The sequence below is a fragment of the Pyxidicoccus sp. M15 genome (assembly GCF_056858435.1).
Genome location: NZ_CM166495.1, coordinates 3,386,764 through 3,411,839, shown reverse-complemented (window position 1 = coordinate 3,411,839; position 25,076 = coordinate 3,386,764). Strand labels below are relative to the sequence as shown.

Below are 25,076 nucleotides of genomic sequence, written 5' to 3'. Positions count from 1 at the left end.
AGCGTCTCGTCGGCTACGTCGTCGCGCCCTCGTCCCTGGACTTGGGCGGCCTGCGCGCGGCCCTCAAGGAAGCACTGCCCGAGTACATGGTGCCCTCCGTCCTCACCCGGCTGGAGGCGCTGCCCCTCACCTCCAACGGCAAGGTGGACCGCAAGGCACTGCCAGCCCCTTCGGCCTTCCAGGACCGCGTCCCCACCCGTGCACCTCACACCGACTGCGAGCGCGAACTGGCGGCGCTCTGGGCTCGCGTCCTCCACCTGGACACCGTCGGCGCGGAGGACAACTTCTTCGAGCTGGGCGGCCACTCGCTGACGGCCACCCAGGTGCTCTCGCGCATCCGTCAGCACTTCGGCGTGGAGCTGTCCTTCCGCGACTTCTTCGCCGCACCCACCATCGCGGCTCTGGCCGAACGCATCGAGGCGCAGGCCGGCACGCGGGCCTCCACCTCCCAGCCCCTGCTCCGTCCCCGCAAGGACGGCGGGCCCCTGCCGCTCTCCTTCGCGCAGCAGCGCCTGTGGTTCTTCGCGAAGCTCGACCCCGAGAGCGCCGCCTACAACCTCCCCTTTGCCGTGCGCCTGGAGGGCGCGCTCGACGTGCCCGCGCTCGCCACCAGCCTGCGGGAGCTCCTCCAGCGTCACGAGTCCCTGCGCACCACCTTCCACGAGCACGAGCACCAGCCCGTGCAGGTCATCGACACCGGGGCCGTGCTGCCCGCGGGCTGGGTGGACCTCGGGGCCCTGCCCGAGGACGAGCGCGAAGCCTCGCTCCAGCGCGCCCTCGAATACGAGGCCGGCCAGCCCTTCAACCTGGAGACGGGCCCGCTCTGGCGCGTGCTCCTGGCGCGGCTGACGGAGCAGCACCACGTGCTGCTGCTCACCCTGCACCATGTCATCGCGGACGGCTGGTCCATGGGAGTCCTCGTCCAGGAGTTGGCCACGCTCTACACGGCCCACGCCGAGGGACGGACCGCGCGACTGGAGCCACTGCCGGTGCAGTACGCCGACTTCGCGCTCTGGCAACGCGACTGGCTGCGAGATGAAGCACTGGACGCTCAGCTCAGCTGGTGGCGCGAGCAACTCCAAGGCGCCCCCAGGGCACTGGCCCTGCCCACCGACAAGCCGCGTCCCACGACGCAGTCGACTCGCGGAGCCGGACATCCGTTCCATTTCCCCCGTGAGCTGTCGGATTCACTCGAAGCACTGTGCCACCAGGAAGGGGCGACTCCCTCCATGGTGGTTCTCGCCACCTTCCAGGCGCTGCTGGCCCGCTACTCCGGCCAGGACGACGTCAGCGTCGGCATGCCCATCGCCGGCCGCACGCACGCGGAGCTGGAGGGGCTCATCGGCTTCTTCGTCAACACGCTGGTGCTGCGCACGAAGCTGGACGGAGACCCCAGCTTCCGCACGCTGCTCGGCCGCGTGCGCGACATGACGCTCGGCGCGTACGCCCACCAGGACGTCCCCTTCGAGAAGCTGGTGGAAGCCCTGCGCCCCGAGCGCGAGGCCGGACGCACCCCGCTCTTCCAGGTCATGCTCGCGTTCCAGAACGCGCCCATGCCGGAGATGATGGGCGCGGGGCTGAAGCTGAGCCCCCTCACGGCCGAGCACCGCACCGCGAAGTTCGACCTCACCCTGGCCCTCACCGACCGGGGCGAGGGGCTCAGGGGGCAGCTCGAGTACAGCACCGACCTGTTCAACGCCGCCACCGCGGCGCGGATGGTGGGGCACCTGAGAGCACTGCTGGAGTCGGCGCTGGCGAATCCCGACCGCCCGCTCTCCCACATTTCCTTCCTCACGCCTGAGGAGCGGAACCTGCTGTTCCACGCCTGGAAGCAGCCGGACGCCGCCACGGCCGCGGACGCCAGCCTGCACCGCCTCGTCCAGGAGCAGGCGCGTCTCACGCCCGACGCGGTGGCCGCGGAGCATGACGGCCAGACGCTCACCTGGCGCGAGCTTCACCAGCGCGCCCGCCAGGTCTACCGAGGCCTGCTCGCGCGAGGGCTGGCGGAGCTGCCCGAGCCGCCTCCGCTCGTACCCGTGCCGCGCATGGGGCCACTGCCGCTGTCCTTCGCGCAGCAGCGGCTGTGGTTCATCGACCAGCTCGAGCCCGGCAGCTCCGCGTACAGCATCCCCATCGCACTGCGCGCCCAGGGGGCGCTGGATACCGAGGCCCTGCGCCGGAGCATCGAAGCCCTCGTGCACCGTCACGAGTCCCTGCGCACCACCTTCCGGGAGGACTCGGGGAGCGTGGTCCAGTTCATCGCTCCGCCCGCAGCCCTGGGACTGGAGGTCGTCGACCTGCGCTCCGTTGCCGCCGAGCAACGTGAGTCGGAAACGCAGCGGCTCGTGTCCGCCGAGGCGATGAAGCCCTTCGACCTCGCCTCGGGCCCGCTGCTGCGCGCCTCGCTGCTGGTGACGGGAGAGCGGGAGCACGTGCTGCTGCTGACGGTGCACCACATCGTCTCGGATGGTTGGTCCACCGGGGTGCTGATTCGGGAGCTGGTCTCCTTCTACGCCGCCTTCGCCTCGGGCAAGCCGCCCCACCTGGCGTCCCTGCCCATCCAGTACGCGGACTTCGCCGCGTGGCAGCGTGCGTGGTTGCAGGACGAGGTCCTCCAGAGCCAGGTCGACTACTGGAAGCAGCAGCTCTCGGGCGCGCCCGCGCTGCTGGAGCTGCCCACCGACAGGCCTCGCCCCGCCGTTCAGTCCCAACGGGGTGCCCTGCTTCCCGTCCAGCTGTCGCCTTCGCTGGACGCTCCGCTCGCCGCCTTCTGCCAGCGCGAGGGCGTGACGCCCTTCATGGTCCTGCTGGCTGCGTGGCAGGTGTTGCTTGCGCGCTACGCCGGGCAGGAGGACGTCAGCGTCGGCTCGCCCATCGCGGGACGAACCCGCGAGGAGACCGAGGGCCTCATCGGCCTCTTCGTCAACACGCTGGTGCTGCGCTCGCGCGTGCAGCCTCGGGCCACCTTCCGCGAGCTTGTCGGCCAGGTGCGCACCACCACGCTTGCCGCGTACGAGCACCAGCATGTTCCCTTCGAGAAGCTCGTGGAAGAGCTGCAGCCGCAGCGGAGCCTCAGCCACTCGCCCCTCTTCCAGGTCATGCTGGTAATCAACAACGCTCCCACGGCCGCGCTGTCGCTGCCTGGACTGTCCTTCATCGGGATGGAGCGTGAGACTGAGGCGACGAAGTTCGACCTGAGCCTGTCGCTGGGCCAGACGCGAGAGGGACTGTCCGGCACGCTGAGCTACCGCACGGACCTGTTCGAGCGGTCCACCATCTCCCGGATGGTGGAGCACCTGAGCACGCTCCTGGAGGCCGCGATCTCCACGCCGGATACGCGCGTGGGCGAGCTACCCCTACTGCCCGCCTCCGAGCGTCAGCAGGTGATCGCGAGCTGGAACGACACGCGCCGGGAGCTGGGCTGGGACGGCGCGCTGCATGAGCGCTTCGAGGTGCAGGCGGCACGCACGCCGGATGCACTGGCCGTCCTTGATGACTCCGCTTCGCTGTCCTTCGCGCAGGTCAACCGCCGTGCCAACCAGCTTTCCCGCTGGCTGCGCTCCCGCGGTGTCGGCCCCGAGGTGCGCGTCGCGCTCTGCATGGAGCGCGGCGTGGACATGGTGGTCGCAGTCCTCGCCATCCTCAAGGCCGGCGGCGCCTACGTCCCCATGGACCCCGCCTACCCCCGCGAGCGCCTGGCCTTCATGCTCCAGGACTGCGGTGCCCGGCTCGCCCTCACCCAGCGTCACCTGTCCGAACGCATGGACGGCTCCGGCGTGGAGCCCCTCTACCTCGACGATTCGGCGGTGCGCGAGCAGCTCTCTCACGAGTCCGACGTCAACCCGCCTCGCCTCACTTCACCCGAGCATCTCGCCTACGTCATCTACACCTCCGGCTCCACCGGCCGCCCCAAGGGCGTCATGGTTCAGCACGCTTCCGTGATGAACCTGCGTGCCGCGCTCGCTTCCGCCGTCTACGCGGGGGCCGAGGGTGCACTGCGCGTCAGCCTCAACGCGCCTCTCGCCTTCGACGCCTCGGTGAAGCAACTCATCCAGGTGGCCGACGGCCATGCCCTCTGCGTCGTGCCCCAGACTGCTCGCGAGGACGTCGCCCTGCTCAAGGCGTGGGTGGAGAAGCACCAGTTCGACGTGCTCGACTGCTCTCCTTCTCACCTGCGCCTGCTGCTGGAGGAAGGTCTGGCTGCCTCCAGGCCGCTTCGCGTGCTGGTGGGCGGCGAGGCCGTGGACGAAGTCCTCTGGGCGAAGCTGGCGGCCCACCCCTTCATCCACTGCTTCAACGTCTACGGCCCCACCGAGTGCACCGTCGACACCACCGCTCGCTCCATTCGCGGCGCCTCACGGCCCACGCTGGGCGGGCCGCTCGCCAACGTGCAGGTCTACGTCCTCGACGAGCGCATGCAGCCGGTGCCCACTGGCGTCCCCGGTGAGCTCTTCATCGGCGGCGCAGGCGTCGCTCGCGGCTACCTCGGCAGGCCCGAGCTCTCCGCCGAGAAGTTCATCCCGGACCCGTTCGGCACCACTGCCGGCGGCCGCCTCTACCGCACCGGCGACAAGGTGCGCTGGCTGGCCTCCGGCGAGCTGGACTACCTGGGCCGCATCGACTTCCAGGTGAAGCTGCGCGGCTTCCGCATTGAGCTGGGCGAAATCGAAACCGCCCTGGAGCAGGAGGCCAGCGTCAGTCGCGCCGTGGTGCTCGCTCGCGAGGACGTCCCCGGCAACGCGCGCCTCGTCGCCTACCTCGTCACGCCTGAAGGCCACCCCCTCGACTCGGCCGCGCTGCGCTCCTCGCTGCTGCGCTCGCTGCCCGAGTACATGGTGCCTTCCGCCTTCGTCTTCCTGCCGGCGCTGCCCCTCAACACCCACGGCAAGGTCGACCGCAAGGCCCTGCCCGCTCCGGACGCTTCCGCCACCAGCGCCGCCTACGTCGCCCCGCGCACTCCCACCGAGACGCAGCTCGCCGCCATCTGGGCCGACGTGCTTCACCTGGAGAAGGTCGGCGTCACCGACGACTTCTTCTCCCTCGGCGGACACTCGCTGCTGGCCACCCAGGTCATCTCCCGAGTGCGCCGGGCCTTCGAGGTGGAGCTGCCCATCCGCGCCCTCTTCGAAGCGCCCACCGTCGCAGCCCTCGCCGCGCGCATCAGTTCCGCAGGAGCCTCCGTCCAGGTATCGGCGCCCGCGATTGTCCCGGCCCCTCGCACCGAGCCGCTGCCGCTGTCCTTCGCCCAGCAGCGCCTCTGGTTCCTCGACCAGCTCCAGCCCGGCAGCGCCTTCTACAGCATGCCGGCCTTCGTGCGCATGGAGGGGACGCTCGAAGCGGACGCCCTGCGCCGTGCCCTCTCGGAGCTGGCGAACCGCCACGAAGCCCTGCGCACCACCTTCACCCAGCAGGGAGACCAGCCCCTCCAGCTCATCGCTCCTCGCGGTGAGCTGCCGCTGCAGCTCGTAGACCTCAGTGGACTGAAGCCCGAAGCCGCCCACGCGGAGCTGGTGCGACGGCTGCGCGAGGAGGCTCTCCGGCCCTTCAACCTCGCCACCGGTCCGCTGGTCCGTGCCCAGTTGCTGAAGATGGGCCCCACCGAGCACGTGCTTGCCCTCAACATGCACCACATCGTCTCGGACGGCTGGTCCATGGGCGTGCTGGTGCGTGAAGTCGCCGCCCTCTACGAGGCCTTCGTCCAGGGCCGGCCCTCGCCACTGCCGCCCCTGCCCATCCAGTACGCCGACTACGCCGTCTGGCAGCGCCAGTGGCTCCAGGGCGCCGTGCTCGACGCGCAGCTCGGCTTCTGGAAGCAGCGCCTCTCCGGCCTCACCACGATGGAGCTGCCCACCGACAAGCCCCGCCCTCCCGTCCAGACCTTCAACGGCGCCCACCTCCCAGTGGTCCTGTCCCGCTCGGCCTCCGAGGCGCTCAAGGCGCTCTGCCAGAGAGAGGGCGCCACGCCCTTCATGGCCCTGCTGGGCGCCTTCCAGGTGCTCCTCTCCCGCTACTCCGGCCAGCAGGACATCTCTGTCGGCTCGCCCATCGCGGGCCGTCAGCGCGGCGAGCTGGAAGGCCTCATCGGCTTCTTCGTCAACACGCTGGTGCTGCGCTCCCACGTGGAGGACTCCGCGTCCTTCATCCACCTGCTGCGTCAGGTGAAGGAAGCCTCGCTGGGCGCCTTCGCCCACCAGGACGTGCCTTTCGAGCGGCTGGTGGAGGAGCTGCAGCCCACGCGCGACATGAGCCGCAGCCCGCTCTTCCAGGTCATCTTCTCCTTGCAGAACACGCCTACGGCCTCGGCCCAGGGCAAGGGGCTGGTGCTGAGCGCGGTGGAGGTGGACAACCCCATCTCCAAGTTCGAGCTGCAGCTCACCCTGTCGGAGACCCCGGACGGCTACCAGGGCGCGCTGAGCTACAACACCGACCTCTTCGAGCCCGCCACCGCGCTGCGCATGGCGAGCCACTTCCAGGCCCTGGTGGAAGCCCTCGTGGCCCGGCCCGAAGTGCCCCTCACGACGGTCTCCCTGTTGTCCGCAGTGGAGCGCCGGCAGGTGCTGGTGGAGTGGAACGCCACCTCCACCGAATACCCGCGCGCCTCCACCCTGCCCGAGGTCTTCTCGCAGGTCGTCGCTCGGCATGCCGACAAGGTCGCCGTCGAGTTCGGCAACTCGAAGCTCACCTACCGGCAGTTGGACGCGCGCGCCAACCAGCTTGCGCATCATCTGCGCGACCTGGGCGTCTCCACCGACTCGCGCGTGGCCATTGCCCTGGACCGCTCGCTGGAGCTCATCGTCTCCCTCGTCGCCATCCTCAAGGCAGGCGGCGCCTACGTCCCGCTCGACCCGTCGTATCCGCGTGAGCGCCTCGCCGCCATGGTGGAGGACGCGAGTCCCACCGTGCTCATCACCTCGCGTGAGCTGCTCGCGAAGCTGCCGGTGGAAGGCCTGCCCACCGTCGTGCTGGGAGAAGTGTCTCTGGAGTCCCAGCCCACTTCAGCACCTCCCTCGGCTGCGCTGCCCCAGAGCCTCGCGTACATCGACTTCACCTCCGGCTCCACCGGCCGACCCAAGGGCGTCGGCACGCCGCAGGCCGCTGTGCTGCGCACCATCTTCGGCAATGACTACGCGCACCTGGGCCCGGACGAAACCTTCCTCCTCATCGCGCCGGTGTCCTTCGACGCCTCCACCCTGGAGCTGTGGGGCCCGCTACTCCATGGCGCGCGGCTCGTCGTCTTCCCGCCCCACTCTCCTTCCGACTTGAAGGAACTGGAGGCCGTCCTCACGAAGCATGGCGTGACGACGCTGCACCTCACCGCCGGCCTCTTCACCCAGGTGGTGGACCACAACTTCCCTGCCCTTCGTGGCGTGAAGCAGCTGCTCACAGGTGGTGACGTCGTCAGCGCCTCGCACGTGCGCCGCGTCCTGGAAGAGCTGCGCATCCCGGTGACAGCCTGCTACGGCCCCACGGAAACCACGCTCTTCGCCTCCACCTACCGAATGACGAACGCGGCCCAGGTGGGCACCTCCGTGCCCATTGGCCGTCCCATCGGCAACACGCGCGTGTATCTGCTGGACGCCTCCGGTCAGCCGGTGCCCGTCGGCGTCGTGGGAGAGCTGTTCATCGGCGGCGACGGCGTGGCCCGCGGCTACGTCGAGCAGCCGGCCCTCACCGCCGAGCGCTTCGTCCCTGACTCTTTCTCCGGCACGCCCGGCGCCCGCCTCTACCGCACGGGCGACCTCGCCCGCTGGCGCAAGGACGGCGTGCTGGAGTTCCTCGGCCGTGCGGACGCCCAGGTGAAGGTGCGTGGCTACCGCATCGAGCTGGCCGAAGTCGAAGCCGCCCTGCTCGCCTTCCCCGACGTGGCCCAGGCCGTGGCCCTCGTGCGTGAAGACGTGCCCGGCGACAAGCGCCTCGTCGGCTACGTCGCCGCTCCCGAGTCCCTCGACACCGCCGCCCTGCGCGCAGCACTCAAGCAGCGGCTGCCCGAGTACATGGTGCCCTCCGCCCTCGTGCGCCTGGACGCCCTGCCTCTCACTTCCAACGCCAAGGTCGACCGCAAGGCCCTGCCCGCTCCCGACTCCGAGATGTTGTCGTCCGCCGAGGCGTACGTCGCACCACGCAACGCCGCCGAGGAGAAGCTGGCCGCGCTGTTCGCGGGAGTCCTGCACCTGCAGAAGGTGAGCGTTACGGATGACTTCTTCGAGCTGGGCGGCCACTCACTGCTGGCCACGCAGCTCGTCTCCCGCATCCGCACCGCGCTGGGCGTGGAGCTGCCTCTGCGCGCCTTCTTCGAGGCGCCCACCGTCGCCGCCCTCGCCGCGCGCATCAGCTCCGAGGGTGCCTCCTTCCAGGGGACGGCGCCCGCGCTCGTTCCGGTATCGCGCGCCGAGCCGCTGCCGCTGTCCTTCGCCCAGCAGCGCCTCTGGTTCCTCGACCAGCTCGAGCCCGACAGTGCCTCCTACAGCATGCCCACCTTCGTGCGCATGGCAGGGGCGCTCGACGCGGACGCCTTGCGCCGTGCCCTCTCGGAGCTGGCGAGCCGCCACGAAGCCCTGCGCACCACCTTCACCCAGCAGGGTGACCAGCCCCTCCAGCTCATCGCCCCTCACGGCGAGTTGCCACTGGAGCTCGTGGACCTCAGCGGCCTGGAGCCCCAGGCCGCTCGCGCCGAGCTCGACCGACGGCTGCGTGAGGAAGTCCTCCGCCCCTTCAACCTCGCCACCGGTCCGCTGGTCCGTGCCCGGTTGCTGAAGTTGGGCGCCTCCGAGCATGTGCTGGCGCTCAACCTCCACCACATCGTTTCGGATGGCTGGTCCATGGGCGTGCTGGTGCGTGAAGTCACCGCCCTCTACGAGGCCTTCGTCCAGGGCCGGCCGTCGCCCCTGCCGCCACTGCCCATCCAGTACGCTGACTACGCCGTCTGGCAGCGCCAGTGGCTCCAGGGCGCGGTGCTCGACGCGCAGCTCGGCTACTGGAAGCAGCAGCTCTCCGGCGCCTCCACCCTGGAGCTGCCCACCGACAAGCCCCGCCCGCCCGTGCAGACCTTCAATGGCTCACACGTGCCCGTTTCGCTGTCGCTCGCCACTTCGGAGCAGCTCAAGGCGCTGGGCCAGAAAGAGGGCGCGACGCCCTTCATGGCCCTGCTCGCCGCCTTCCAGGTGCTGCTCTCCCGCTACTCCAGGCAGCAGGACATCTCCGTCGGCTCGCCCATCGCCGGCCGCCAGCGCGGCGAGCTGGAGGGCCTCATCGGCTTCTTCGTCAACACGCTGGTGCTGCGTACCCACGTGGAGGACCACGCCTCCTTCATCCACCTGCTGCGACAGGTGAAGGAAGCTTCGCTGGGCGCCTATGCCCACCAGGACGTGCCTTTCGAGCGGCTGGTGGAGGCAGTGCAGTCCACCCGCGACCTGAGCCGCAGCCCCCTCTTCCAGGTCCTCTTCGCCCTGCAGAACACGCCCATGCCCGCGGTGCGGCAGCAGGGACTGGCGCTGAGCGCGGTGGAGGTGGACAACCCCATCTCCAAGTTCGAGCTCCAGCTCAACCTCGCGGAAACGCCGGACGGCTACCAGGGCACGCTGGGCTTCAACACCGACCTGTTCGAGCACGCCACCGCGCTGCGTATGGCGAGCCACTTCCAGGTCCTGGTGGAAGCCATCGTGGCCCGACCCGAGGCATCTCTCGGTTCGTTCTCCCTGCTGTCCACCCTGGAGCGCCAGCAGGTGCTGGTGGAGTGGAATGCCACCACCACCGAATACCCGCGCGCCTCTACCCTGCCCGAGGTCTTCGCGCAGGTGGTGGCACGTCATGCCGACAAGGTCGCCGTCGAGTTCGGCAACTCGAAGCTCACCTACCGGCAGTTGGACGAGCGCGCCAACCAGCTCGCATGGCATCTGCGCGGCCTGGGCGTGTCCACCGACTCGCACGTGGCCATTGCTCTGGACCGCTCGCTGGAGCTGATTGTCTCCCTCGTCGCCATCCTCAAGGCCGGCGGCGCCTACGTCCCGCTGGACCCCTCGTATCCGCGTGAGCGCCTCGCAGCCATGGTGGAGGATGCGCGTCCCGGCGTCCTCGTCACCTCGCGCGAGCTGCGGGCGAAGCTGCCCGTGGAAGGACTGTCCACGGTTGTGCTGGAAGAAGTGTCCCTGGAGAGCCAGCCCACGTCGGCGCCTCCGATTGCCGCTCTGCCCCAGAGCCTCGCGTACATCGACTTCACCTCCGGCTCCACCGGCCGTCCCAAGGGTGTCGGCACGCCGCAGGCCGCCGTGCTGCGCACCGTCTTCGGCAACGACTACGCGCACCTCGGGCCGGATGAGACGTTCCTCCTCATCGCGCCGGTGTCCTTCGACGCCTCCACCCTGGAGCTGTGGGGCCCGCTGCTCCATGGCGCGCGGCTCGTCGTCTTCCCGCCACACTCGCCTTCTGACTTGATGGAGCTGGAGTCGGTGCTGGTGAAGCACGGCGTCACCACGCTGCACCTCACCGCCGGCCTCTTCACCCAGGTGGTGGACAACAACTTCCCGGCACTGCGAAACGTGAAGCAGTTGCTCACCGGTGGTGACGTCGTCAGCGCGCCTCACGTCCGCCGTGTCATCGAAGAGCTGAACATCCCCGTCACGGCCTGCTACGGCCCCACGGAGACCACGCTCTTCGCCTCCACCCACCGCATGACTTCGGTGGAGCACATCGGCACGTCCGTGCCTATCGGCAAGCCCCTCGGCAATACGCAGGTGTACCTGCTGGGCGCCTCCGGTCAGCCCGTGCCCGTCGGCGTCGTGGGAGAGCTGTTCATCGGCGGCGACGGCGTGGCCCGGGGCTACGTCGAGCAGCCCGCCCTCACCGCCGAGCGATTCATCCCCGACTCCTTCTCCAGCGTCGCGGGTGCTCGCCTCTACCGCACGGGCGACCTCGCCCGCTGGCGCAAGGACGGCGTGCTGGAGTTCCTCGGCCGTGCGGACGCCCAGGTGAAGGTGCGTGGCTTCCGCATCGAGCTGGCCGAAGTCGAAGCCGCCCTGCTCGCCTTCCCCGAGGTGGTGCAGGCCGTGGCCCTGGTGCGAGAGGACGTGCCCGGCGACAAGCGCCTCGTCGGCTACGTCGCCGCTCCCGAGTCCCTCGACACCGCCGCCCTGCGCGCCGCACTCAAGCAGCGGCTGCCCGAGTACATGGTGCCCTCCGCCCTCGTGCGCCTGGACACCCTGCCTCTCACTTCCAACGCCAAGGTCGACCGCAAGGCCCTGCCCGCTCCCGATGCGGGCCAGGCTTCCCCGCTCGAGGCCTTCGTGGCCCCGCGCAACCCCTCCGAGGAGAAGCTGGCGGAGCTGTTCGCGGCTGTCCTGCGCGTGCCCCAGGTGAGCGTCACCGGCAACTTCTTCGAGCTGGGCGGCCACTCGCTGCTGGCCACGCAGCTCGTCTCCCGCATCCGCTCCGCGTTGGGCGTGGAACTGCCCCTGCGGACCCTCTTCGAAGCGCCCACCGTCGCCGCCCTCGCCGAGCGCATCCTGTCCGCGAGTGGCGCCACCCCGGGAACGGCTCCCCCGATCGTCCCGGTACCGCGCACCGAACCGCTGCCGCTGTCCTTCGCGCAGCAGCGACTGTGGTTCATCGACCAGCTCGAGCCCGGCAGCGCTTCCTACAGCATGCCCACCTTCGTGCGCATGGAGGGGTCGCTCGACGTGGACGCCCTGCGCCGCGCCCTCACGGAGCTGGCCAGCCGCCACGAAGCCCTGCGCACCACCTTCACCCAGCGGGAGGACCAACCGCTCCAGCTCATCGCCCCTCACGGCGAGCTGCCGCTGGACTTCGTGGACCTCAGCGGCCTGGAGCCCCAGGTCGCTCGCGCCGAGCTGGACCGACAGCTGCGCGCCGAGCTGCTCCGGCCCTTCAACCTTGCCACCGGTCCGCTGGTCCGTGCCCAGTTGCTGAAGATGGGCCCCACCGAGCACGTGCTCGCCCTCAACCTCCACCACATCGTCTCGGACGGCTGGTCCATGGGCGTGCTGGTGCGCGAAGTCGCCGCTCTCTACGAGGCCTTCGTCCAGGGACAGTCCTCGCCCCTGCCGCCCCTGCCCGTCCAGTACGCCGACTACGCCGTCTGGCAGCGCCGGTGGCTCCAGGGCGCGGTGCTCGACGCGCAGCTTGGCTACTGGAAGCAGCGCCTCTCCGGCCTCGCCACGCTGGAGCTGCCCACCGACAAGCCCCGCCCGCCCGTCCAGACCTTCAACGGCGCCCACCTCCCAGTGGCCCTGTCCCGCTCGGCATCCGAGGCGCTCAAGGCGTTCAGCCAGAAGGAGGGCGCCACGCCCTTCATGGCCCTGCTCGCCGCCTTCCAGGTGCTCCTCTCGCGCTACTCCGGCCAGCAGGACATCTCCGTCGGCTCGCCCATTGCGGGCCGCCAGCGCGGCGAGCTGGAGGGCCTCATCGGCTTCTTCGTCAACACGCTGGTGCTGCGCACCCACGTGGAGGACAGCGCCTCCTTCGTCCACCTGCTGCGTCAGGTGAAGGAAGCCTCACTGAGCGCCTTCGCCCACCAGGACGTGCCTTTCGAGCGTCTGGTGGAGGAGCTGCAGCCCACGCGCGACATGAGCCGCAGCCCGCTCTTCCAGGTCATCTTCTCCTTGCAGAACACGCCCACGGCCTCGGCCCAGGGCAAGGGGCTCGTGCTGAGCGCGGTGGAGGTGGACAACCCCACCACCAAGTTCGAGCTCCAGCTCAACCTCGCGGAGACGCCGGACGGCTACCAGGGCGCGCTGAGCTACAACACCGACCTCTTCGAGCCCGCCACCGCACTGCGCATGGCGAGCCACTTCCAGGTCCTCGTGGAGGCGCTCGCCGCACGGCCCGAGGCGCCGCTCGCCTCCGTCTCCATGCTGTCTCCGGTGGAGCGCCGGCAGGTGCTGCGCGACTGGAGCGCCAGGGCATCCCACTGCCCACGCGAGTCCACACTGCCCGAGGTCTTCTCCCAGGTGGTGGCCCGCTATCCGGACCACGTCGCCGTGGAGTTCGGCTCTTCGCGCCTCACCTATCGCCAGCTCGATGAGCGCGCCAACCAGCTCGCGCACCACCTGCGCCGCCTCGGCGTGGGGGCCGACTCCCGCGTCGCGCTCGCCGTCGAGCGCTCGCTGGAGCTGATTGTCTCCCTCGTCGCCATCCTCAAGGCCGGCGGTGCCTACGTCCCGCTCGACCCGTCCTACCCGCGTGAGCGTCTGGCCGGCATGGTGGAAGACACCGCTCCCCAGGCCCTCATCACCACGCGCGTCAATCGCTCCAAGCTGCCTGCTGACGGACTCTCCACCCTCGTGCTGGAGGACGTCGCGCTCGACTCCGAGCCGACGCATGCGCCGTCGCCGGCCGCCCTGCCCGACTCACTGGCGTACGTGGACTTCACCTCCGGCTCCACCGGCCGCCCCAAGGGCGTGGGCTCCACCCACCGCGGCGTGCTGCGCACCCTCCTCGGTGTCGACTACGCACGCTTCGGACCCGATGAAGTCCTCCTCCAGTTCGCCCCCATCTCCTTCGACGCCTCCACCTTCGAAATCTGGGGTGCGCTGCTGCACGGCGCTCGGCTCGTCGTCATGCCTCCGCAGGCCGCGTCCCTGGAGGAACTGGGCCGCGTCATCCAGTCCTCGGGCGTCACCACGCTGTGGGCCACCATTGGTCTGTTCACCCAATTGGTGGACAACCCTCCGCCCGGGCTGAGCACGGTGAAGCACGTCATGACGGGCGGTGACGTCGTGTCGCCCGCTCACGTGCGCCGTGCCGTGGAAGGGCTGCGCATCCCCGTCACCGCCTTCTACGGCCCCACCGAGACCACCGTCTTCGCCACGTCCTACCCGGTGACTCGCGCCGACCAGGTGGGCACCACCGTACCCATCGGCCGGCCCATCAGTGGCACCCGGCTGTACGTGCTGGACGCTCACGGCCAGCCCGTTCCCGTCGGCATCACCGGCGAGCTGTTCATCGGCGGCGACGGTGTGGCCCGCGGATACGTCGGCCAGCCCGCCCTCACCGCTGAGCGCTTCATCCCTGACGCCTTCGGCAGCGAGCCCGGCGCCCGCCTCTACCGCACCGGCGACCTGGTCCGCTGGCGCAGTGACGGCGCGCTGGACTTCGTCGGCCGTGTCGACGCGCAGGTGAAGCTGCGCGGCTTCCGCATCGAGCTGGGCGAAGTCGAAACCGCCCTCCGCGCGCTCCCCCAGGTGCGCGAGGCCGTGGCCCTGGTGCGTGAGGACGCGCCCGGCGACAAGCGGCTCGTCGGCTACGTCGTCGGGCCAGAGTCCCTCGACCTCGCCGCGCTGCGCACCGCCCTCAAGCAGCGGCTGCCCGAGTACATGGTGCCCTCCGCCCTCGTGCGCCTGGACGCCGTGCCCCTCACGTCCAACGGCAAGTTGGACCGCAAGGCCCTGCCCGTTCCCGATGCGGCGCAGCTCGCCTCTGCCAGGGACTACGTCGCGCCTTCCAATCCCACCGAGGAGCGGCTCGCCGCGCTCTGGGTCGACGTCCTGCGCGTCTCGCGCGTCGGCGCATACGACAACTTCTTCGAGCTGGGCGGCCACTCGCTGCTGGCCACGCAGCTCATCTCGCGCATCCGTTCCACCTTCAGCGTGGAGCTGCCCCTGCGCGCCCTCTTCGAGGCGCCCACCGTCGCCGCCCTTGCCTCTCGCATGGAGGCCAGTCGGCTCGAGGGGCAATCGCGACAGGCGCCCGAGCTCGTCGCGTTGTCGCGCGAAGGGGCGCTGCCCGTGTCCTTCGCTCAGCAGCGCCTGTGGTTCATCGACCAGCTCGAGCCCGGCAGTCCCGCCTACAACATGCCCATCTTCGTGCGCATGGAAGGCGTGCTCGACGTGGCGGCGCTCCAGCGCGGCTTCGATGAGCTGGTGCGCCGCCATGAAGCCCTGCGCACCACCTTCACCCAGCAGGAGGGCCAACCCCTCCAGCTCATCGCGCCCGCGGGCCACCTGCCCCTGGAGATGACGGACCTCAGCGACCTGGAGCCGCGGGCCGCTCGCACGGAGCTGGAGCGCCGGCTGCGCGAGGACACCCTTCATCCCTTCAACCTCGCCACCGGTCCGCTGGTGCGCGCGCAGTTGCTGAAGCTGGGGTCCGCCGAGCACGTGCTCGCCCTCAACATGCACCACATCGTCTCGGACGGCTGGTCCCTGGGTGTGCTGGTGCGCGAGGTCGCCGCCCTCTACGAGGCCTTCTCACAAGGCCGGCCGTCGCCCCTGCCTTCGCTGCCACTCCAGTACCCCGACTACGCCGTCTGGCAGCGCCAGTGGTTGCAGGGCGCGGTGCTGGAGGAGCAGCTCGGCTTCTGGAAGCAGCAGCTCTCGGGTGCTTCCGCCCTGGAGCTGCCCACCGACAGGCCCCGTCCGGCCGTGCAGAGCTTCAACGGTTCGCACGTGCCCGTCTCGCTGTCGCTCGCCACCTCGGAGCAGCTCAGGGCACTCTGCCAGCAGGAGGGCGCCACGCCCTTCATGGCCCTGCTCGCCGCCTTCCAGGTCCTCCTCTCCCGCTACTCCAGGCAGCAGGACATCTCCGTCGGCTCGCCCATTGCCGGCCGCCAGCGCGGCGAGCTGGAGGGCCTCATCGGCTTCTTCGTCAACACGCTGGTGCTGCGTACCCAGGTGGAGGACTCCGCGTCCTTCATCCACCTGCTCCGTCAGGTGAAGGAAGCAGCGCTGGGCGCATTCGCACACCAGGACGTGCCCTTCGAGCGTCTGGTGGAGGAGCTCCAGCCCACGCGGGACATGAGCCGCAGCCCGCTCTTCCAGGTCGTCTTCTCCCTGCAGAACACGCCCACGGCCTCGGCCCAGGGCAGGGGGCTGGCGCTGCGTCCACTGGAGGTGGACAACCCCACCATCAAGTTCGAGCTCCAGCTCACCCTGTCGGAGACACCGGAGGGCTACCAGGGCTCGCTGGGCTACATGACCGACCTGTTCGAGCACGCCACCGTGCTGCGCATGGCGAGCCACTTCCAGGTCCTCGTGGAGGCGCTCGCCTCACGGCCGGAGCTGCCCCTGGCTTCCGCTTCCTTGCTATCGGCGGCGGAGCGCCAGCAGGTGCTGGGAGACTGGAGCGCCAGGGCTTCCGACTTCCCGCGAGAGGCCACGCTGCCCGAGGTCTTCTCCCAGGTGGTGGCCCGCTTCCCGAACCACGTCGCCGTGGAGTTCGGGTCCTCGCGCCTCACCTATCGCCAGCTCGACGAGCGCTCCAATCAGCTCGCGCACCACCTGCGCCGCCTGGGAGTCGGCGCGGATACATGCGTCGCCCTCGCCGTCGAGCGCTCGCTGGAGCTCATCGTTTCCCTCGTCGCCATCCTCAAGGCCGGCGGTGCCTACGTCCCGCTCGACCCGTCCTACCCGCGCGAGCGTCTGGCCGGCATGGTGGAGGACACCGCTCCCCAGGCCCTCATCACCCTGCGTGCCTTCCTGTCCAAGCTGCCTTCCGGCGACTTCGCCACCGTCGTGCTGGAGGACGCCGCGCTCGACTCCGAGCCAACGCACGCGCCGTCCCCGGCCGCCCTGCCCGACTCGCTGGCGTACGTGGATTTCACCTCCGGCTCCACTGGCCGCCCCAAGGGCGTGGGCACCACCCACCGCGGCGTGCTGCGCACCCTCCTCGGCGTCGACTACGCACGCTTCGGACCCGACGAAGTCCTCCTCCAGTTCGCCCCCATCTCCTTCGACGCCTCCACCTTCGAAATCTGGGGCGCGCTGCTGCACGGCGCTCGGCTCGTCGTCATGCCTCCCCAGGCCGCGTCCCTGGAGGAATTGGGCCACGCCATCCAGTCCTCGGGCGTCACCACGCTGTGGGCCACCATTGGCCTGTTCACCCAGCTGGTGGACAACCCTCCGCCCGGGCTGAGCACGGTGAAGCACCTCATGACGGGCGGCGACGTGGTGTCGCCCGCCCACGTGCGCCGCGCCGTGGACGGGCTGCGCATCCCCGTCACCGCCTTCTACGGCCCCACCGAAACGACGGTGTTCGCCACGTCCTACCCGGTGACTCGCGCAGAGCAGGTGGGTACCACCGTCCCCATCGGCCGCCCCATCAGTGGCACCCGGCTGTACGTGCTGGACGCTCACGGCCAGCCCGTTCCCGTCGGCATCACCGGCGAGCTGTTCATCGGCGGCGACGGCGTGGCGCGAGGCTACGTCGGCCAGCCCGCGCTCACCGCTGAGCGCTTCATCCCTGACGCCTTCGGCAACGAGCCCGGCGCCCGCCTCTACCGCACCGGGGACCTGGTCCGCTGGCGCGGTGACGGCACGCTGGACTTCGTCGGCCGCGCCGATTCCCAGGTGAAGCTGCGCGGCTTCCGCGTGGAGCTGGGCGAAGTCGAAGCCGCCCTGCTCACGCATGCCGAGGTGGCCCAGGCCGTGGCGCTGGTGAGAGAAGATGCTCCCGGCGACAAGCGCCTCGTCGGCTACGTCGTCGCGCCCGAGTCGCTGGACGCGGCCGCCTTGCGCGCCTGGCTCAAGCAGCGGCTGCCCGAGCACATGCTGCCCTCCGCCCTGGTACGACTGGAGGCCCTGCCGCTCACCGCCAACGGCAAGCTGGACCGCAAGGCACTGCCCGCCCCGGATGCGGTGGCCTCGGCCCGGAGCGAGACCTACGTCGCGCCTCGAACCTCCACCGAGGAGAAGCTGACGGAGCTGTTCGCCACCATCCTGCGAGTGCCGCAGGTGAGCATCACCGGCAACTTCTTCGAGCTGGGCGGCCACTCGCTGCTGGCCACACAGGTCATCTCCCGCATCCGCTCCAACCTGCACGTGGAGCTGCCCCTGCGCGCCCTCTTCGAGGCGCCCACCGTCGCGGCCCTCGCCGAGCGCATCAGCGCCATGGGAGCCTCCGGCCAGGGGACGGCCCCCGCGCTCGTCCCGGTGCCGCGCACGGGGCCGCTGCCGGTGTCCTTCGCGCAGCAGCGCCTCTGGTTCATCGACCAGTTCGAGCCCGGCAGCCCCGCGTACAACATCCCCACCGCGCTGCGCATGCGCGGGCCGCTGGACGCAGGCGCGCTGGAGCAGGCCTTCGTTTCGCTCGCCGAGCGCCACGAGGCGCTGCGCACCACCTTCGGCGTCCATGACGGCGAGCCCGTCCAGGTCATCCACCCCGTGCCGCACTTCCCGCTGCCCGTGGTGGACCTGAGCACACTGCCCGCCGCCGAGCGCGAGGCCGAGTCCCACCGGCTGGCCGCGCAGGAAGCCCATCGCCCCTTCGACCTGGCGCGCGGGCCCGTCTTCCGCGCCCTGCTGCTGCGCCTGGGCGCGCAGGACCATGTCCTCATCGGGACGATGCACCACATCGTCTCCGACGGCTGGTCCATGGGCGTACTGGTGCGCGAGCTGGCGGAGCTCTACGCGGCGCATTCCAACGGCCGTGAGGCGCGTCTGCCCGTCCTGCCGGTGCAGTACGCGGACTTCGCCGCCTGGCAGCGCTCGTGGCTGCGGGGTGAAGCGCTGGAGAAGCAGCTGGAGTACTGGCGCGCGCAGCTCTCCGGCGCGGCGCCCGTGCTGGAGCTGCCCACCGACAAGCCTCGTCCCGCCGTCCAGTCCCATCGCGGCGCGTGGCTGCCGGTGCAGCTGTCTGGGTCCGTCACCGACGCGCTCCTGGCCCTGTGCCAGCGCGAGGGCACCACGCCCTTCATGGCGCTGCTCGCCCTCTGGCAGGTGCTGCTGGCCCGCTACTCCGGCCAGGACGACATCTCCGTCGGCTCCCCCATCGCCGGCCGCACCCGCGCGGAAACGGAGGGCCTCATCGGCTTCTTCGTCAACACGCTGGTGCTGCGCACCCTGGTGGACCCGCGCGCCACCTTCCGCGAGCTGCTCGCCCGCGTGCGCTCCACCACGCTTGGCGCCTACGAGCACCAGGATGTGCCCTTCGAGAAGCTCGTCGAGGAGCTGCGGCCCCAGCGCAGCCTGAGCCACTCGCCTCTCTTCCAGGTGATGCTCGTCCTGCAGAACGCTCCGACGGCCGCCCTGGAGGTGAGGGGCGGTGCGCAGGACAGCACTCCGCTGACCCTGGAGTCCTTCGAGTCCGGCGCGCAGTCCACCAAGTTCGACCTGAACCTCTCGCTGACCCAACGGCCCGAGGGTCTCGGTGGCGCACTGAGCTACCGCACGGACCTGTTCGAGCAGGGCACCATCGCTCGTATGGTGGAGCACTTCACCACGCTGGTAGAGGCGGCCGTGTCCGCCCCGGAGACGCGCGTGGGTGAGTTGCCCCTGCTGCCCGCCTCCGAACGCCAGCAGGTGCTGGCGCGCTGGAATGACACGCGCCAGGAGGCCAGCTGGGACGGCGCGCTGCATGAGCGCTTCGAGGTGCAGGCGGCTCGCACGCCGGATGCGCTGGCCGTCCTTGATGACTCCGCTTCGCTGTCCTTCGCACAGGTCAACTGCCGCGCCAACCAGCTCTCCCGCTGGCTGCGCTCCCGCGGTGTCGGCCCCGAGGTGCGCGTCGCGCTCTGCATGGAGCGCGGCGTGGACATGGTGGTCGCCGTCCTCGCCATCCTCAAGGCTGGCGGCGCCTACGTCCCCATGGACCCCGCCTACCCCCGCGAGCGCCTGGCCTTCATGCTCCAGGACTGCGGTGCCCGCCTCGCCCTCACCCAGCGTCACCTGTCCGAGCGCATGGAGGGCTCCGGCGTGGAGCCCCTCTACCTCGACGATTCGGCGGTGCGCGAGCAGCTCTCTCGCGAGTCCGAGGCCAACCCGCCTCGCCTCACCTCTCCCGAGCACCTCGCCTACGTCATCTACACCTCCGGCTCCACCGGCCGCCCTAAGGGCGTCATGGTTCAGCACGCTTCCGTGATGAACCTGCGCTCAGCCCTGGCTTCGGCTGTGTATGCCGGAGCCGAGGGCGCGCTGCGCGTCAGCCTCAACGCGCCTCTCGCCTTCGACGCCTCGGTGAAGCAACTCATCCAGGTCGCCGACGGCCATGCCCTCTGCGTCGTTCCCCAGGCTGCTCGCGAGGACGTCGCCCTGCTCAAGGCGTGGGTGGAGAAGCACCAGCTCGACGTCCTCGACTGCTCTCCTTCTCACCTGCGCCTGCTGCTGGAGGAAGGACTGGCTGCCTCCAGGCCGCTTCGCGTGCTGGTAGGCGGCGAGGCCGTGGACGAAGTCCTCTGGGCGAAGCTGGCGGCCCACCCCTTCATCCTCTGCTTCAACGTCTACGGCCCCACCGAGTGCACCGTCGACACCACCGCTCGCTCCATTCGTGGCGCCTCACGCCCCACCCTGGGCGGCCCCCTGGCCAACGTGCAGGTGTACGTCCTCGACGAGCGCATGCAGCCAGTGCCCACCGGCGTCCCAGGCGAGCTCTTCATCGGCGGCGCAGGCGTCGCTCGCGGCTACCTCGGCAGGCCCGAGCTCTCCGCCGAGAAGTTCATCCCGGACCCGTTCGGCACCACGCCCGGCGGCCGCCTCTACCGCACCGGCGACAAGGTGCGCTGGCTTGCCACCGGAGAGCTGGACTACCTGGGCCGCATCGACTTCCAGGTGAAGCTGCGCGGCTTCCGGATTGAGCTGGGCGAAATCGAAACCGCCCTGGAGCAGGAGGCCAGCGTCAGCCGCGCCGTGGTGCTCGCTCGTGAGGACGTCCCTGGCAACGCACGCCTCGTCGCGTACGTGGTGCCCATCTCCATGGACAACACGCCGTCCACCACGGAGCTGCGCGCCTCCATCGGCAAGCACCTGCCCGAGTACATGGTGCCTTCCGCCTTCGTCTTCCTGCCGGCTCTGCCCCTCAACACCCACGGCAAGGTCGACCGCAAGGCCCTGCCCGCTCCCGAGGCGGACACCAGCGCCACCTTCGTCGCCCCGCGCACTCCCACCGAGACGCAGCTCGCCGCCATCTGGGCCGAGGTGCTGCATCTGGAAACCGTCGGCGTCACCGACGACTTCTTCTCTCTCGGCGGCCACTCGCTGCTGGCCACGCAGGTCATCTCCCGCGTGCGCAAGGCCTTCGACGTGGAGCTGCCCATCCGCGCCCTCTTCGAGGCGCCCACCGTGGCGAGCCTTGCGACCCGCCTGGACTCCGCCCGCCGCGTCCGCGAAGGCGTGCAGCTTCCGCCGCTGGTGCCCGTGTCCCACGCTGGCCCGCTGCCGCTGTCCTTCGCCCAGCAGCGGCTGTGGTTCCTCGACCAGCTCCAGCCCGGCAGCGCCTTCTACAACATCCCCACCGCGCTCCAGCTCACGGGGTCGCTCGATGTCACCGTCCTGGAGCGCTCAATCCAGGAGCTCGTCCGCCGGCACGGTGCCCTGCGCACCTGCTTCAGCACCAGCGCTGACGGCGAGCCCGTGCAGCACGTCCAGGAGGATGCAGAGCTGTCCCTGCGGGTGGTGGACCTGAGCCACCTGCCAGAGGCAGAGAGAGAAGAAGAGGCCCTGCGGCGGGCGGCGGCGGAAGGCCAGACGCCCTTCGACCTGACCCGCGCGCCCCTGCTGCGCGCCGCCCTGCTGCGCCTGTCCGAGCAGCGGCACGTGTTGTTCGTGACGGTGCATCACATCGTCTCGGACGGCTGGTCCAACGGCATCCTCATGAACGAGGTGAGCGCCCTCTACGGCGCCTTCTCGCGCAAGCTGCCCTCGCCACTCGCGCCCCTGCGGTTCCAGTACGCCGACTACGCCGTGTGGCAGCGTGGCTGGCTCAAGGACGAAGTGCTGGCCCGGCAGGTGGGCTGGTGGAAGCAGCACCTCGCCGGCGCCCCGCATGCGCTGGAGCTGCCCACCGACAGGCCTCGCCCCCCGGTGCAGACCTTCCGGGGCGCCAGCCTCCCGGTGCACCTGGACTCGCGGCTCACTTCCGCCCTCATCGCGCTGTGCCGCAAGGAAGGTGTCACGCCGTTCATGGTGCTGCTGTCCGCCTACGACGTGTTGCTGTCCCGCTACTCGGGCCAGGACGACATCGTGGTGGGCTCACCCATCGCCAACCGCCAGCAGACGGAGCTGGAGGGCATCGTCGGCTTCTTCGTCAACACCCTGGCGTTCCGCACCCGGCTGACGCCCGGCCTCACCTTCCGCGAGCTGCTCGCCCAGGTGCGGGAGACCACCCTCGGGGCCTACTCCCACCAGGACGTCCCCTTCGAGCGGTTGGTGGACGAGCTCCAGCCCGAGCGCGACCTGAGCCGCTCGCCGTTGTTCCAGGTGATGCTCGCCCTGCAGAACACCCCGCGGCAGCAGGCCCGAGAAGAAGGCGCCACCGACGGAGCCCTCTCGTTGAGCGGGCTGAAGGTGGACAGCGCCACCGCCAAGTTCGACCTCTCACTGCTGCTCAACGACCATGGCGGAGAGATCTCCGGCCAGTTCGAGTACAACACCGACCTCTTCGACGCGCGGACGGCCCGGCGCATGGCGGACCACCTGACGCGGCTGCTGGAAGCCGCCGTGGCGGACCCGGGCCAGCGGCTCTCCGAGTTGCCGCTGATGGGCGCGGCCGAGCAGCGCCGGGTGCTCGTGGAGTGGAACGACACCGCCTCGCCCTTCCCCGCCGACGCCGGCCTCCATTCCCTCTTCGAAGCACAGGCACGGCGCACGCCGGAGGCCGTGGCCCTGCGCTTCGGACAGGACACCCTGAGCTACCGCGAGCTGGACGCACGAGCCAACCAACTCGCGCACCACCTACGCGCGCTGGACGTGCGTCCGGACGCGTGCGTCGGCCTGTGCGTGGAGCGCTCGCTGGAGTGGGTCATCGGCATGCTCGGCATCCTCAAGGCCGGCGCGGCCTACGTGCCGGTGGAGGCGAACCAGCCCGCGGAGCGTCTCGCCTGGATGCTGCGCGAGTCGGGCGCCCGCGTGCTCCTCACGCAGCAGTCCCTGCCGAGCACGGCATTCGAAGGACGCCGCGTCCTGCTGGACGCCGAGTGGAGCGCCATCGCCTCGCACCCCGCCTCGCCCCTCGCCGTGGAGACCGGCGCGGACGCGCTGGCGTACGTCATGTTCACCTCGGGCAGCACCGGCCGGCCCAAGGGCGTCTGCGTGCCGCACCGGGGCGTGACGCGACTGGTGCTCGGCAGCGACTTCATGCGCTTCGGCTCCGATGAAGTCGTGCTCCAGCTCGCCCCGGCGGCCTTCGATGCCTCCACGCTGGAAGTCTGGGGCGCGCTGCTCCACGGCGCGAAGCTGGTGCTCGCGCCTCCGGGGGCGCTCTCCCTCGACGACATCGGCGGGTTGCTGTCGCGCGAGGGCATCACCACCCTGTGGCTGACGGCAGCCCTCTTCGAGCAGATGGTGCTGCACCAGGGCGAGGCGCTGGCCAGGGTCCGCCAGGTGCTGGCGGGCGGCGACGTGCTGCCCGTGCAGCGCGTGCGCGAGCACCTCGCCCGGCTGCCTTCGGGCGCCGTGCTCATCAACGGCTACGGCCCCACGGAGAACACCACCTTCTCCGCCACGCACACGATGCGGGCCGGGGGGGAGGCGGGCCGCTCGGTGCCCATCGGCCGGCCGCTGTCCAACTCCACCACCTACGTGCTGGACGCATCGCTCCAGCCGGTGCCTCCGGGCGTGCCCGGCGAGCTGTACGTGGGCGGAGCCGGGTTGGCCTGGGGCTACCTCCACCGCGCGGACCTCACGGCCGAGCGCTTCGTGCCCCACCCCTTCGCCACCACCCCCGGCGCGCGGCTGTACCGCACCGGCGACAAGGTGCGCTGGAGCGAGGACGGCACCCTCGAGTTCCTGGGCCGCATCGACTTCCAGGTGAAGCTGCGCGGCTTCCGCATCGAGCCGGGCGAGGTGGAGGCGGTGCTGCGCCAGGCCCCGGACGTCGACGAGGCCGTGGTGGTGGTGCGCGAGGACGTGCCCGGCGACAAGCGCCTGGTGGCGTACGTGGCGGCCACCCCTGGCAGCCTGGACGCCGCGTCCCTGCGCCCCTTCGCCCAGCGGATGCTGCCGGACTACATGGTGCCCTCCGCCTTCGTGGTGCTGGACGCCCTGCCCCTCAACGCCAACGGCAAGGTGGACCGCAAGGCACTGCCCGCGCCGGACGCGCCCATGTCCACCTCCGAGTACGTGGCCCCGCGCACCCCGCTGGAGGCGCAGCTCGCGGAGTGCTTCGCCAGCGTCCTGCGCGTGCCGCGCGTGGGCGTCACCGATGACTTCTTCGCGCTGGGGGGCCACTCCCTGCTGGCGGTGCGGTTGATGGTCCGCATCCGTGAAGTCACGGGGCGCTCCCTCCCGGTGTCGGCCCTCTTCCAGGCGTCCACCGTGGAGCGGCTCGCGGAGCTGGCCCTGCGCGCTCAGGACCCGGCCCGCGCGACGCCCAACCTGGTGCGGCTGGACGCGGGCACCGCCACCGGACGTCCCCTGTTCCTGGTCCATGGCGGCGGCGGCAGCGTGCTGGGCTACACCGAGCTGGTCCGCCAGCTCGGACACGACAGGCCCCTCTACGGACTGCATGCCTCCGGCCTGGAGGGCGGCGAGCTGCCTCCCGCGTCCGTCGAAGCGCTCGCGCGCGACTACCTCGCGCAGGTGCGCGCGGTGCAACCCCAGGGGCCCTACCTGTTGGGTGGCTGGTCCTTCGGTGGACTCGTGGCCTATGAGATGGCCCGCCAGCTCCAGGCCGCGGGTGAGACGGTGGACCTGCTCGCGATGCTGGACACCACCGCCCCCACGGACACGCCGCCTCCCGAGCCCGACGCGCTCGGTCTGCTGGCCACCTTCGGACGGGTGCTCGGCCTGCCCTGGCACACCCTGCCGATGGACCTGGACACGCTGCGGGCACTGAGTGGCCGCGAGCAACTGGCCCACGTGCTGGAGGCGGCGCGGCGCGCTGCTCCTGGCACCCTGGAGCTGGACCTCGACAGCGCGGAGCGGCTGTTCTCGCTCTTCCGCCGGCTCTACGAGGCCCAGCGTGGCTACCGGCCCGGTGGCACCTGGGCAGGGCCCACCCTCCTCTTCCGCGCGGCCATCTCCGCCAGTGGGCGGACCCGCGCCGAGGACCTGGGCTGGGGCGCGTGGCTGCCCGGCGCACTCACGGTGTACGAGGCGCCCGGCGACCACTACAGCCTGCTCAACGCCCCCCATGCCGCCTCGGTGGCGGAGCGGCTCGCCCACCACCTGCGGCTGCTTGAGCGGGACGCAGCGTGA

1 protein-coding gene (running past one end of the window) is annotated in these 25,076 nt (G+C 70.5%); it reads left to right on the top strand.

The genetic code is table 11. The features are described 5' to 3' along the window. Positions 1–25,076, top strand: partial view of a non-ribosomal peptide synthase/polyketide synthase gene (locus ACX9TP_RS13260; RefSeq protein WP_482980081.1) — the 3' portion only. The gene continues 7,852 nt to the left of window position 1, outside the view; 25,076 of the gene's 32,928 nt are visible here — the last part of the coding sequence; its start codon lies off the left edge, out of view; it ends in the stop codon at positions 25,074–25,076.